This window comes from Mycoplasma bradburyae (assembly GCF_024339025.1).
GTDB lineage: Bacteria > Bacillota_I > Bacilli_A > Mycoplasmatales > Mycoplasmoidaceae > Mycoplasmoides > Mycoplasmoides bradburyae.
Genome location: NZ_CP101415.1, coordinates 217,801 through 231,649, shown reverse-complemented (window position 1 = coordinate 231,649; position 13,849 = coordinate 217,801). Strand labels below are relative to the sequence as shown.

The 13,849-nt window shown below is 27.3% G+C and carries 11 protein-coding genes and 5 tRNA genes; 4 read left to right on the top strand and 12 right to left on the bottom strand.

Annotated features, from left to right (window positions below):
* Positions 1 to 104 precede the first annotated feature (104 nt).
* From lspA to tsaB, 3 genes are read left to right on the top strand one after another with little or no spacing between them, the layout of a single operon-like run.
* Positions 105 to 1,013 carry a signal peptidase II gene (gene lspA / locus NMG77_RS00995; RefSeq protein WP_255045948.1) on the top strand — a complete coding sequence of 303 codons (909 nt, stop codon included), beginning with the start codon at positions 105 to 107 and terminating at the stop codon, positions 1,011 to 1,013.
* Positions 1,006 to 1,941 carry an RluA family pseudouridine synthase gene (locus NMG77_RS00990; RefSeq protein WP_255045947.1) on the top strand — a complete coding sequence of 312 codons (936 nt, stop codon included), beginning with the start codon at positions 1,006 to 1,008 and terminating at the stop codon, positions 1,939 to 1,941. Before lspA ends, NMG77_RS00990 begins: the two co-directional genes overlap by 8 nt.
* Before the next feature lie 13 nt (positions 1,942 to 1,954).
* The gene (tsaB, locus tag NMG77_RS00985) at positions 1,955 to 2,527 is read left to right on the top strand and encodes a tRNA (adenosine(37)-N6)-threonylcarbamoyltransferase complex dimerization subunit type 1 TsaB (protein WP_255034842.1); all 573 of its coding nucleotides are present in this window, start codon (positions 1,955 to 1,957) and stop codon (positions 2,525 to 2,527) included.
* On the opposite strand, the gene NMG77_RS00980 is transcribed toward tsaB, so the two are convergent.
* On the bottom strand, positions 2,524 to 4,404 hold the full coding sequence (locus NMG77_RS00980; RefSeq protein WP_255045946.1) for a P68 family surface lipoprotein: 1,881 nt from the start codon (positions 4,402 to 4,404) through the stop codon (positions 2,524 to 2,526). The genes tsaB and NMG77_RS00980 overlap by 4 nt on opposite strands.
* A 221-nt stretch (positions 4,405 to 4,625) precedes the next feature.
* Positions 4,626 to 6,518: a P68 family surface lipoprotein gene (locus NMG77_RS00975; protein WP_255045945.1), complete on the bottom strand. Its 1,893-nt coding sequence runs from the start codon at positions 6,516 to 6,518 to the stop codon at positions 4,626 to 4,628.
* A 143-nt stretch (positions 6,519 to 6,661) separates the two neighbouring features.
* Here NMG77_RS00975 and NMG77_RS00970 point away from each other — a divergent pair, with 143 nt between their 5' ends.
* On the top strand, positions 6,662 to 7,045 hold the full coding sequence (locus NMG77_RS00970; RefSeq protein WP_255034839.1) for a hypothetical protein: 384 nt from the start codon (positions 6,662 to 6,664) through the stop codon (positions 7,043 to 7,045).
* 637 nt (positions 7,046 to 7,682) lie between these two features.
* On the opposite strand, the gene NMG77_RS00965 is transcribed toward NMG77_RS00970, so the two are convergent.
* The 10 genes from NMG77_RS00965 to NMG77_RS00920 form a co-directional block, all read right to left on the bottom strand.
* Positions 7,683 to 7,756 (bottom strand) — tRNA-Gly (locus NMG77_RS00965).
* Positions 7,757 to 7,760: 4 nt separating this feature from the next.
* A tRNA-Leu gene (locus NMG77_RS00960) sits at positions 7,761 to 7,846 on the bottom strand.
* Between the two features lie 5 nt (positions 7,847 to 7,851).
* Positions 7,852 to 7,926: transfer RNA gene (locus NMG77_RS00955), tRNA-Lys, on the bottom strand.
* 6 nt (positions 7,927 to 7,932) lie between these two features.
* A tRNA-Gln gene (locus tag NMG77_RS00950) sits at positions 7,933 to 8,007 on the bottom strand.
* A gap of 4 nt (positions 8,008 to 8,011) precedes the next feature.
* Positions 8,012 to 8,097: transfer RNA gene (locus NMG77_RS00945), tRNA-Tyr, on the bottom strand.
* Between the two features lie 89 nt (positions 8,098 to 8,186).
* Positions 8,187 to 8,666 (bottom strand): transcription elongation factor GreA, encoded by a 480-nt coding sequence (greA, locus tag NMG77_RS00940; RefSeq protein WP_255034838.1) that lies wholly within the window; start codon positions 8,664 to 8,666, stop codon positions 8,187 to 8,189.
* Between the two features lie 47 nt (positions 8,667 to 8,713).
* Complete coding sequence (locus NMG77_RS00935; RefSeq protein WP_255034837.1) at positions 8,714 to 9,439, bottom strand: MG319/MPN454 family protein; 726 nt, start codon at positions 9,437 to 9,439, stop codon at positions 8,714 to 8,716.
* 77 nt (positions 9,440 to 9,516) lie between these two features.
* Positions 9,517 to 10,314: a hypothetical protein gene (locus tag NMG77_RS00930; RefSeq protein ID WP_255034836.1), complete on the bottom strand. Its 798-nt coding sequence runs from the start codon at positions 10,312 to 10,314 to the stop codon at positions 9,517 to 9,519.
* A 54-nt stretch (positions 10,315 to 10,368) separates the two neighbouring features.
* On the bottom strand, positions 10,369 to 10,905 hold the full coding sequence (apt, locus tag NMG77_RS00925) for an adenine phosphoribosyltransferase (protein ID WP_255034835.1): 537 nt from the start codon (positions 10,903 to 10,905) through the stop codon (positions 10,369 to 10,371).
* A 15-nt stretch (positions 10,906 to 10,920) separates the two neighbouring features.
* Positions 10,921 to 13,848, bottom strand: a complete 2,928-nt coding sequence (locus NMG77_RS00920) for an MPN396 family protein (RefSeq protein WP_255045944.1) — start codon at positions 13,846 to 13,848, stop codon at positions 10,921 to 10,923.
* Position 13,849: the final 1 nt, after the last annotated feature.

Sequence of the window (13,849 nt, the reverse complement as noted above, 5' to 3'; positions counted from 1 at the left end):
ATCACCATACCCAGAAGTTAAGCATCACAATCTAGGTTTATACATAAAAGTAAATCTATTTTAACATTTATAAAAAAGATAATTATTAATTTAAAATGTTTAATATGTATGCTTTTAAAAGATTCCTTGATAAATCCAAGGATGTAATCATTAAACAATTCAAGATTGCTAATACTAAAAAACTTGTCAAAATTAAATACCCTATTTTATTTGGTGTTGGCATTGTAATTTTGCTTATTGTTTTTTTATTAAGAAATTATTTCTTGAATTTAGGTATTGGTTATAAAACTGAAGAAGGTTTTATTAATATAAACGTAATTACTAACAAGGGTGTTGGTTTCTCATTATTTAATAGCAACCCTGCCATCCCTTATCTTTTGCAAATATTGTTAACAACAGTATTTTTAATTACATTTGTTTTTTGCAAAAACATTGCTTTAATCGCATTTTTACCTTTAATTGCATTTGGCGGATTATCAAATGTAATTGATCGTTCAATCCCGATCAAATTATCTAATACAGCAATTGAAAACAACTCTGTTTTGGACTATTTTCAATTCTTTAAATCATCGGCTATTTTTAATTTTGCCGATATTTGTATAGTTATTGGATTTGTTTTAATTTTCTTAAATTTCTTTATTGAGTTATTTGTAGACTTTAAAAATAAGAATAAAAATAATTCAACAAATAAACAGATTCATGGATGAAAAAATATTCCAGAAGATGAAAGAGTAAAATGAAGTACTTGAAATGACAATAAATGTGTTTTTTGCAATCAACAAATGTTGATAAAAGATAAACAAGTAATTTGTTCTAACCAAAATTGTTCATATATTGATTTGATTAATGAAGCAAAACCTTTATCAGTAGAAAATCAAGAAATTTGCATAATTTGCAATAACGAAATGATTAAAAAAAGCAGCGATAAAATATCAAGCTTTTTAGCTTGTTCAAGATTCAATGAAGGGTGTTATTACACCAAGAATAATAAAACATTAGAAAACAATGATTAAGCACAGATTTTTAAATGAAAATACTAGCAAAATTAGGTTAGATGTTTTCTTAACTTATCATTTAAATTTATCTAGAAATAAGACATCATATTTGATCGTTAATGATTTAGTAAAAGTTAACAAAAAACCGGTAAATAAGAATAATTTTATTCTTAAAGAAGGCGATGTAATTGAATTAGAATATGATGAAGCAATATTTAATAAATCTAAAGATGAAATCTTACCTTTTAAAAAGAAATTAGATATTGTTTTTGAGGATGATGATTTACTTATTGTAAACAAACCAACAAACATGTTGTCGCATCCCACAACTCATAACGAACCTGATACTTTACTAAACTGTTTAATGTATCATAACAAGAAACAAAAGGTTTATTTAGCGCACAGATTGGATAAAGATACAACAGGTCTTATTGTTGCTACAAAAAACTTTGAAGCACTTCAAAAGATTCAAGAACAAATTGTCAAAAGAACAATGAAGCGTTATTATTTGGCTATCGTTCATTATCCTTTTAATGAACTTCGTGCTACAATTAACGCACCAATCGGTTATCTAAAAGATCATGATTTAAAATTCGGTGTAGAAAATACCAAAAATCCTAAAGACGCAATTACAAAAATTTATGTAATTAATCAAAACAAAAAATATGCTTTAATAAAATGTGAATTGCTAACAGGTAGAACACACCAAATCCGTGTTCATATGAATTTTATTAAACATAATATTGTTAATGATCCTCTTTATGGCGTTAAAGGAGAACAAAGAACTGATTATAAACAATTCTTACACGCTTACCAATTAGAATTAACTCATCCTTCAAGTGGCGTGCCATTGTTTTTCGAAGTAGCTCCTGATGAAGTATTTATGAAAAAATTGTTCGATGTTCATCTTGATTTAAATCAAGACCTTAAAGATTTATTTAAATAATAATACTAATATTATGAGAAAGCTTTGTTTATTTATTGATACTTGTCTAGATAAAATTAATCTAGCTATTTTTGATAACGAAAAAGAGGAATTATACAATTACACATCAATTGAGATTAACAAGAATTTAGTTGATATTGTTGTAGAAAGAATTGATGATTTTTTAAAACAAAGCAAAGTTAAGAAAAAGGCAATCAAGAAACTTTATATTACTGTAGGCCCTGGTTCTTTTAGTGGTGTTAGGGTTGGAACTAATATTGCTAAGACATGAAAAACAGTTGATCCTTCAGTTGAAGTATATACGATTTCAACACTAAAAATTCAAGTTCCTTATGGTGATGGAATCTCTTGTTTAGATGCTAAATCAAATAAGCAATTTGTTAGTATTTACCGTGGAAATGTCGGAAATATTAAGATTGTTGATCACGAAGAATATGAAAACATGTGCAAAAAAAATACCGACCTTTCGCTGTTTAAAAATTTCGCAAATGTCGATATTTTCGAGAATTTAATTAATAATATTTCTAACTTCGAATTAACAGAAATAGAAGATATTAAACCAATTTATTTAAAAGATCCTCTTTAATTTTCGTTTAAAACTTTATTAATTTCTTCAAGAAGTTTTTCTTTTGTTAAGTTAGTAGGTTCTTTAGTTTTAGAAATTCCACCAATAGCATCTTTTAGGATCTTTAAAATCTTACCAGATTTATCATCAGTAGCAATTGATATAATTGAGTTTTTATCTGGCATTGCATCTCTTTGTTTCTTGAAATCTAAGAAATTACTAAGCGTTGCTAAAGCAGCCTTGTTAAAGTTAAGATCTTTTCATGATCTATTATTGTTAACATCATCAACCGTTGGCCCGTCTTTTAAAACTTTGTCTGCTACTGGTTGTTCTTTATCTAAAATTTCTTTTAATTTAGTTTTAGATTCATCTGAAATAGCTTTTTTAGAAGTAAAAATGTAACCACCTTGACTATTTAAAATTGAGTTAACAGTTTCACCTTTAAAGATAGAATCGTTTTGAGTGATTGTTGAATTGATATTAAATAATCATTCAAGGAATTTTTTAGCTTGCTCATCACGCTTAGTTGAAGTTTTAATTCCAACTAATGATGAACCACCAATTCAGAATGTATTTTTTGTTTTATCATTCTTATCAAATTTTTGAATTTGATTCTTTCATAAAACTTCATTAGGTGCTGCATATTTATTTTTAGCAGTCGTAATATCTTCAGCAGTTAAAGGAGCTTTACGATCTTTTCTAAAACGATCAATTGTGTATGGTGAAAACATTGAAGAATTTCATGCAATGTGCGGAGCTATACCAAATGCTGCATCAAATTTAGCTACATTTCAAGAAACAATACCACCACCAGTATATTGAACTGATCTTAGAAGTTGTTCGTTATTTAAATCAAGAGCTGAATAATGATTTTTTAAGAAATCAAATGCTTCACCAATTTTTGTTTGAGTTTCAGGTTTTTTAGCATTTGCAAAATCTAAATCCAATATATCCCCATCAGCTTTTTGAGTTCACAATCAACTCGTTTGATTGTTACCAAGTTTAGATCATAAGAACTTGTTAAATAGATCATCTTCATAAGTTACCAAGAAAACTTTAAGATCAGCATCCTTGGTATTAACTTCAGCATTATCTTTGATTTTAAGATTTTTAACAATCTTATCAGAGAATTCAAGTATAGACTCAAAGTTATCAAAAGTATTATCATCTACTGTTCAATCTTTAAATACTTCATTACCCTTAACTTCAAGATTTTTTCATTTTTTATTTTGAATCTTAGTGGTGAAGTCTTCAACTTTTAATTCTTTATAGATTTTTGATTCTTTATTAACTGTACCTCCACCTTTTTCAACAAAATCGAATAATAAACTCATTAAAGGTTTATTGAAAACTAATGCATCAGTTTCAGTAATATCAAACGGAATAGCATAAATTTTATTATCGTTTTTATTTGTTCCAACAAGCTTATTAAAGTTGTTGTAAACATCAGTATCAAAATAAGCTTCATTAATTACACTGCTTCCATTAACATCTAGTAAACGATCAAGCGTATTAATCTTGTAAGCAGCATTTAGATCAGCTAAAATAATGTTTGGAACTAATGGAGATTTAGAAGTTATATCACCTACAACTTTATTAGTTAATTCTAATTCTGATTTAGTATTAGTATTTTCAGTTGTTTGCAATTCAACTTTTAAAAAACCTTCAGTATTAGCTTTTTCTTTGTTATAAAGATCTACTAATAATGATAAAGTTTTCATTAAAGGGTAGTAACTATTTTGTGATGTTTGAATAACAACTTTATCATCAAACTCACCTTTAGGTGTTTTAGAAATATCAGCACCATTCGGTTTAAAACAAGATGATAAGCTAAAACTCATCAAACTTAACGCAGCCATTGAACCAATTAAAATTCTAGTTCTGGATTTAGATTTCATTTTCATTTTTTTATTTTTAAACTTTTCTCTTATATGGTTGTATTTTTATAGATAAAAATACAGACCTTGTTTGATTTTTCTACAAAAAAATTTTATTTAACATTTTTTAAATAAGATTTGTTAAATTTTGGTTGTAGTTTTAATAAGACATAAAAATACACTAAATTCCTAGTCTTTTTTACTTAGAATTTAGTGTAATTTTTGTAGAAGAATTTATTTTATTAGTTAGCAGAACCTAACTTATCTTGTATTTGCTTAATTAAATTCTCTTTAGTTAAGTTGGTAGCACTAGCAGTTTTGGTAATTCCTGAGATTGCGCTGTTAATTATACTTAGAATTCCACTAGCTTTTTCATCAGTATTGATGAAAGCAATTGAGTTTTCTTGCGGTTTAGCTGTTAATTCTTTCTTAAATGTTAATCAGTCATTTAATGAAGCTAAAGCACCTTTATTTAGATAGATCTTAGATCAATCAGGAGTTTTTAGAGTTTCTGGAGTTGGTTCCGCTTTAACTTTATCAACTTCAGTTTGCTCAGCATTAATTGTAGTTTCTAAAGCGGTTTTAGCTGTATCTGATAAAGCATTTTTAGAAGTTAAATCATATGCAGAAATACTATTTAATATTTCACTTATTGATTTGTTATTTAAAGGTGAATCAGGAACATTAATTCTTGTGTTGTTGTTAAATAATCATTCTAAAAATTTCTTAGTTTGCGCATCACGTTTATCAGATGTTGAAATTCCGATTAATGATGAACCGCCAATTCAGAAAGTGTTTTTGTTAGGATTTGTTTTATCAAACTTAGTTAATTGAGATTTTCATAAAACTTCACTAGCTGACGCAAAATTAGTTTTTGCGTTATTAATATCTTCTTGAGTTACATCGCCTTTAGTAGCTCTAAATGTTTTAACTGTAAATGGTGAAAATACTGATTGGTTTCAACCTACATGTGGAGCAATAGCGAATGCAGTATCAAAGTTTCTAATATCTCAAGAAGCTCAGTCAGATACACCGCCCGAACCAAAGTAAATTGATTTTAAAGTTTGGTTATTTTTTAGATCAAGAGTTGAGTAACTATTCTTAAAGAAATCATAAGTTGTTCCGATAGTATTTTGATCTTCTGTTTTCTTTAAGTTAGTAAAATCTAAATCAAATGTACCATCTTTTAATTTGAAGTTTCATAATCATTTGTCTTTAGAGTTACCTAATTTAGACCACAAGTATTTTTGATAAATATTTGGTCCGTAGTCTAACATGAAGATTTTAAGATCTCTATCCCTACTCTCAGACGCCATAGCTGAATCTTCTTTAAGTTTAAGTCCATCAACAATTTTCTTAGAAAATTCAAACATTGATTCAAGATTAGAGAATGTGTTGTCATCGATAGTTAAACCTTTGTAGGTCATATTGTCTTTTATTTGAAGATTTTTTCACTTCTTGTTCATGAATCTAGATTCAAAATTTTCCATCTTTAATTCCTGATATATTTTCGAATTTTCTTCAACCGTTCCTCCACCTTCTTTCACTAACTTAAACAACAAGTTCATTAATGGTTTGTTGAAAACAAGACTATCAGTAGTTGTTAAATTGAAGGGAATAGCATATACTTTCTTATCAGTTTCACTAGATCCGCTTATTTTGTTAAAGTTGTTATAAATATCACTATCAAAGTAATTTTCATTAATAATAGTGTTATTACTTAAATCTAGTAAACGGTTATAACCATTAATTTTATAAGCAGCGTTTAAATCAGCTAAAATGATGTTTGGTACTAACGGCGATTTAGAACTAATTTCACCAACAACTTTATTAGTTAATTCTAATTCGGAATTAGCTTTACTAACTTCACTTTGTTGAAGCTCAACAGGAATAAATCCTTCAGTGTCTTTGAATTGCTTATTGTATAGATCAACTATTTCAGCAAAAGCTCACATTAATGGATAGAACTTATTTTGAGCTGTTTGAATAACAATTTTGTTATCAAACTGACCAGGAGGCGTGACAGGTTTATTAGTGCTAGGCGTGCCAGACATTTTACCGCAAGACGATAAAACAAATCCAAGCGAACCTAAAATTGCCATCGAACTGACAAAAATTTTGGTTTTACTTTTCATTTTTATATTTTTAATTTTAACTTTTCTCTTATTGGTTGAATTTTAGGATTAAAATCCTACCATTTTAATTTTCTATAAAAAAATAAAAAAATGGATATTCATAACAAAGAAAATTATAATTTTTTTGTTTAGATTTAATCATAATGCAAAATTATCAAAAATTAAAAAAGTTAGCCACAATTAGACTCGTTGTATCATTACTTGTTTATATTAGTTTTTTTACTGGAATATTAATGACAGTATTTGGCGTTATTTATTTCTTGGAATGAAAAGAAAAACAAGAACAAGCCATAAAAATATTAGCACACAACTTATTGGATCCAGGTGTTATGATCTTGTTTTTGTTTATAGGTTTATTGGTGTATTACATTTATTTAGTTAAATGCAAAATTAAAAAACTAATTGAAGAAGATAATAAATTATCGAATGAACAAAAAAATAACCTGTATTTTACAAGTGGTTTTATTCATTTGCCTTATCTAATTAATGATATTAATTTCTTTAATGTGGTTAGTTCATACAAATAAAATTGATGTAAGTTTTTCTAATTATTTTAGTCAAAAAGAAATTAAATAATTTTTATAAATATTCATAAATATTAAATAAATAGTGTATAATATTTATGTATAGCTCGTTGAAGGGTTGTATTATATAAATTCATTAATAACAAATAAATCAATCTATCTTAAGTCATTAGAACTCATGTCTAATGACTTTTTTATTTTTCTAACTAATTTTTAGTATTTCTATTAAATAATTAATATATTAAGTTATTTAGTATAACTTTTTAAAAATCAAATTTTTATAAATTTATTTGACTTTTTAAAAAGTTGTTGTATAATATTTATGTATAGCTCGTTGAAGGGTTGTATTATATAAATTCATTAATAACAAATAAATCAATCTATCTTAAGTCATTAGAACTCATATCTAATGACTTTTTTATTATCTATTTTAAAAAACAACACATAGGTAAATCTTCCTATGTGTTGTTTTTAGTTAGTTAAAGAATTTAATTCTCTTTAATTGTAATTAAATCCTAAATGTTTTATGATAATAAAAAAACGTAATATTAGATAAAACTAATATTACGTTAAATGAATTTATGTATATAAATTATTGAATACTTTTAATCGAGAAGTATAGTTTAAAACTATTCAATAATGGAGCGGGTGATGGGAATCGAACCCACATTAACAGCTTGGAAGGCTGCAGTTCTACCATTGAACTACACCCGCTTAATGGTGCCCAAAGCCGGACTTGAACCGGCACGGTATCGCTACCCCAGGATTTTAAGTCCTGTACGTCTACCATTCCGTCACTTGGGCAAAACTGGTGACCCACCCGGGGATCGAACCCGGGACCCTTTGATTAAAAGTCAAATGCTCTACCGCTGAGCTAGTGAGTCATAAATTGGCTGGAATGGATGGGATCGAACCATCGCATGATAGAGTCAAAGTCTATTGCCTTTCCGCTTGGCTACATTCCAATTATGGTGGGCAGGGACGGATTCGAACCGCCGAAACCAAAAGGTGTCTGATTTACAGTCAGAAGCGTTTAGCCACTTCGCTACCTACCCATTAATACCCATAAAATTATAACATAATAATATAAAAATTTAAAGTTATATTTTATAGATTTTTATTTTTCTATTTCTTTTTAAGAAACTTAAAGAACTATCTTTTTAATAGTAATTTTATAAGGATGTTCAATACCTCTAACTTCAGCAGATTCACCTTCTTTTTTATCCATGATCGCTTTAGCTACAGGAGATTCATGTGAAATTTTATTGTTAGCAGGATCACTTTCAATAGGTCCTACAATTTCATAAGTATATTCACATTCATCAGAACTATCATAAATCGTAACTTTAGCCCCTACAATTACTTTCTTTTCTTTAGTATCTGATTCCTTAATTATTTCGTGATAATTTAAGATATCTTGAATTTCTTTAATTCTTGTTTCAATCTCGCTTTGACTAGCCTTAGCAGCATCATAGTCAGCATTTTCTGATAAGTCACCTTGTTCGCGAGCTTCTTGAATTAAACGAATAATTTCAGGACGTTTAACATCTACTAGATGTCTTAATTCTGCTTGAATTTTAGCTAAACCTTCTAGAGTTAATAGGTGTTTTGGAGTTTTTGACATAATTTATTTTAAGTTATTAAATTTATTATTTTGTATTAGTTGTTAGTTTAATTAGCCGAAGTTTTTTTCATATGCTCATAGAATTGCTTTTCACGTTCAGCCATATTAGCGCCCGTAGATAAAGCTTTTCAATCTTTAGAGGCGTCATATTTTATTTCTGGTTTTACCGAATCATAAAATTCAGTTGCTGCTTTTTCAATATTACTAGTGTTAGAGTTATTAAAAGGTACTGTTGATTGTGAACTTGCTTGAAAAGTTGTTTTAGCTTCTTCGTTTGTTTTATAACTCTTTTTTTTTAAAGCTTTGTTTTTGTTATCGTTTGATTTAACAATAAGCTTAATAATAATTTTAAGAATTACATAAACAATCGATGTAATAATTAAAGAAGAACCAAAAGCCATTGTAAATGGAATTACATAACCTAATAAAGAAACCTTAAAAGTTTGGTTTGCAATCCCAAATATATCTTTGTTAGTATATAAGAAAGGAATAAAATTGCCAATTTTTCCTAAGATACTATCTGAATCAGGGAGCATAGTCGCATATTGTTTATACGATTCTGCTCCTCATTCGTAGCCTTTATCAACATTAAATCAATTTAAAGCATCTTCTGAAAAAAAATTATTGTAAATAGTTACGGGATTGTATTTGTCTTTAAATCAAAAAAAAGCAAAAAACGCTCATAAAGAAACTAATAGCAGAACCATGAATAGGAAGAAAAAACCTAAAACTGCTAACGCTTTTTTCGTTCCTGATGATTTTTTATAGCTCATAACTTAATATCTCGATAATTAGATTATATAATTATTTATCTAAAGATAAAACCTTTAAGGCTTATTTTTTTGTATTATTATGATCTGAAATAGGCGAATAATCTTAAGATATCAATAAATAATGAGAACAATCTAATAAATAGCATGTACGCATTATAAATGATAAAGTTTTGAATTAATCCTTCATTTCCAGATAACTGAATCATTTCCGCGGTATTCTTAGTAATGAATGATGACACAACCAGACTTATAACTGATATTACTAAGCTAACAATCGAAATTATTAAAAAGATTCAATCAAATTTAAAAGCATTAAATCCAAATATGTATACAATGTTGATACCAAGAATAAATATAATGTTGATAATTAACATTGCAAACAACAATTTAGCTAAACTAAAACCAACTTTATTACTCATATAGTACCCTAAAATAGATGTACTAATATAAACAACGCTAACTATTAATAAAGGAACTATGAATGTACTTAATTTTATATTCTCATCAATCCCTAAACTATTAGCAGCATCTACTGAAGATAATAGACCACCTAATCCATAGCTTAAAAATAATCAAACTAATACAAAAAAGGTAATAATTCTAGTTTTTGAACGATTAATATCAACAAAAAAAGATGAAAAAATTACGATCAAAAATCCAACAGATAAACTAATACTAGAACTTATAAATAATGCATTAGTGCTTTGAATAGATTTAGATCATACATTTTTATAGATAATTGTTATTACTAAAGCAAAGATAAATGATGCTAAAAAAACTATTCCAGCATATATGTGTGATTTTAAAAAAGCTTTTTTCGCTAATTTATTTTGAGTTTGTAAAATTGTTTTTACATAATTTTGAGCAGCGATCATATCAAATATATCAATTTATTCCAATTTATTAAATTTTAATATTTCACTTAACTACTAGTATTCTAAAATGTAGTTAATTGGTTTGGTTTTATCTAGTTTATCGATCCCACCAAGATTTTTTAATCTAATTAAAAAACTATAACCAACCACTTCTGATTGTGATAGTTTAACTAATTTAGAGATTGCTTCAACCGTTCCAGCTGTTGCTAATAAATCATCAACAATCATTACACGAGAATTCGGTTTAATTGCATCTTGATGAATTTCTACAACGTTATTCTTTCCATATTCAAGATCATAAGAAGCGCTAAAACGTTGTCTTGGCAATTTGTTTTCTTTACGAACTAGAACAAAAGGTAGTTTTAATTTATTAGCTAATGGAACACCAAATAAAAATCCTCTAGACTCTGGTGAAGCTATTATATCTGCTTTAGCTTCTTTAACAACTTCAGCCATAGCTTCAATAACTTGATCAAATAAGATTGGATCTAATAAAACTGGAGTTATATCATAAAACAAAACACCTTTTTTAGGAAAGTCTTGAACTGTAAGAATAGTTTTTTTTAGTTGAGTTATTAATTTATCGTTCATAATTAAATTAAAAGATTAGTTTTCTTTATTTTCGTGATAAACAACTTTGTTAGAGCGTTTAAAGAAATTGATATCTTCCACTAGTTGTTCATCTATTTGATCTAGGTTTTTATCTTCCTTCTTAGTTTTTAATGAAATCTTAGATCAGTAAATAGAATTTGTATTTGATTTTTTGATCATCAATAAACCAATTAATGGATTTAGTAAGAATACTGCGTTGATGTTAATCAATAAAATATTAATTAAACTGAATAAACCTAAATTTAAAAGATTATTGTTGTATTTTTCAGTTATACCAGAACCTTCACCGCCGTAATTAAATACATAGAAGATAAAGTAAGCAGCTGTAGCAACGATTGTTGAGTAAATATATAAATCCATTGTTGCTACTGTTGTATTATTAATGATCTTTTTAACTGATTTAGGTTTGTAAATTTCTTTAAGATTGAAATAAGTGTATAAGTTTGTTGTTACAAAAACGAAATTTGATAAAGAATAGATATAACTAAATAAGCTTATCAATAAAAATAAATAACCAAAGTCATTGCTTATTAAACTCTTAGATAAGAATAACATTCCCAGGATTACTGAAAAATTAACAAGACTATTGAAAAGATAACCAATTAAAACAATTCATTGATATCTTAATAAGAAATATACTAAACCAATAAGACTAGTAGCACCTAAGCTTATTAAAATTGTATTTAATGAACCATATAAGTTATCGCTATTAATAAAGAATGTTCTGTTATTAAAGTTGTATAAAGCAACAATTCCAAGAATTATTACATTAATAAATAAGATTAAAGCAAATAATGATTTAACATTCATTATTTGATATTTGTAATCCTTACTAAAGGTTTTATCAATTTGTTCATCAATAGAAACTACAAGATCGTTTAGTTTCATTGCGTCTTTTGATAAGTTACCTGAAATTGAATTTAGGTTTTGATAAGTCTTTTTGTATAAGTAAATCTTAGGATTAAAGTTATTAATCGAGTTAAAGATCTTAACTAATAAAACAGTTAAACCGTAATTAAAGAAAAAGCCAATTAAACTAGAAACAATTAATAAAATTCCGATCGATTGCGATTCATAATTTGATATGAATGTCATAAACAATCCAATCACTAATAAGATTAGATGTAAATCGACCGCTTTTAAGAAGGTTTTGTTGTGAGTGGATTTTCACGATTCAAGCAATGAAAACTTATTACTTACATTGCGTTTAAAATTCAGATTGATAAACGCTTGTAATAAGAAATTAAAGATAATTACTCCAATTAAACCAGTAATACTAAACAGATCTACAAAACCATTGAATTTTGAATAGATAAAGAATGTTAGTATGCTTGATAATGCTAAACCAAAAATTCCAAAGAAACCTTGAACTTTGAAAAGAATAATCATCATTAAACCAATAATTAACAAGATAATTCCAACACCTAAGAATCCTGATTGATATTGACTAAAGTTCTCAAATGTTTTGTTGATTAATGGTTCGTTAATTGTCGAATCATTAGTTACAACGATAAAATCAGTATTTGGTGATGTTTGTTTAATTAAAGTTTCTAAACTATTTGCTTGGTTAAAATCGATATCAGAATAACTACTACCAATATTTAAACGTTGATTTAATCTTAAAACAGCGTCACCATTATTATTTAAAGTAATGTTAGTAGGGAAAAGATCAGTTAATAATTTTGATTGCGAACCATCAACATTAGTAGTTCTTAGTTCGTATAAGATAAATTGAGAAAACAACCCACTAAAATCAGTTGCTGTTGAACTTCTTGGATTTCTTGACCCTTGAGGTGTAGTGATTTCTTCTGGTTTTTTCTCTGCATTTTCAGTTGCAGCTTGATAAGCTTTGGGTTCTGCGTAAATATAATACAGATCATTTAACTTAATATCATTAGCATTTCTAAACGGCGCAACTAAATTCTTTGTACTAGCAGAAGGTTCATAACCACCAGTTGAATGCAAGAAATTTCATAATGCTTGTTCAGAGTCATTTAATGAGAATCATTTATTAGAGTTTTGAACAACATCAAAGATGCTTCTAACATAGTTCAAAGCGCCAACTTTATCATTTCATAAAACTAGGTTACGATTACCTAAAACATCTTTAGTATCATTTGATACGAATAAACGATGTCTTAAGGTTTCAACACTACCTTGACCATTAGATTCAAAATAGTCAGAGTTTTTAGGTATTAAATTATTAAAGTATTCTAAAACTTGTTTATTATCATCAGAATTTGAAGTGAATTTAGTGTTATTTTTTAATTTAACTTCAAAAGTTATACCCGAATTAGCACTAGCTGCGCTTGGGCGAATAACTTTAAGCGAATCCCTGATAAGATCGTCATTATCCAATAATACATAACCATCAGTAGTTTCAAGCGTTAGATTGTATTGATTATCTAATGTGGTTTGAATATTTCTTTTTAATCTTTCATTAAAAATACGATCACGTTCGCTTGGTTTTTTATCAAATATTTTATTAACAGAAACAACTAAAGCTGGTAATGTTTGGTTTGAGTTCAATCAAGAACTATTGATATTAGTTCCTTCTGGCAACTTAATATTATTACTAAAATTAACGTTAATTTCAGAAAAACCCAAGGCATGTAGTCTTTGGCTGTAATCATTAGCCAAATCAATTCAAGATTGATCACTAATTAATTTAGTGTTATCTTGATTGCGATCCTTAGAAAAATCAAAGGTTTCGTTTGCAGAAACGATATTGTTTTGACTCTCACTAACCTTTTTCTCATAAGGAGAAAAGAAAATGGTTGTTTTTATATCACCGTTATAAAAACGACCCTTAGGCGTAATCTTAGAAGCCTCAATACTTCCAAAAGTAATACCAATTACAGATAAAGCTAATAAAATAAAAATTATAAAGCTTTTTAATAGATAGTCAAAACTTAGTTTCATA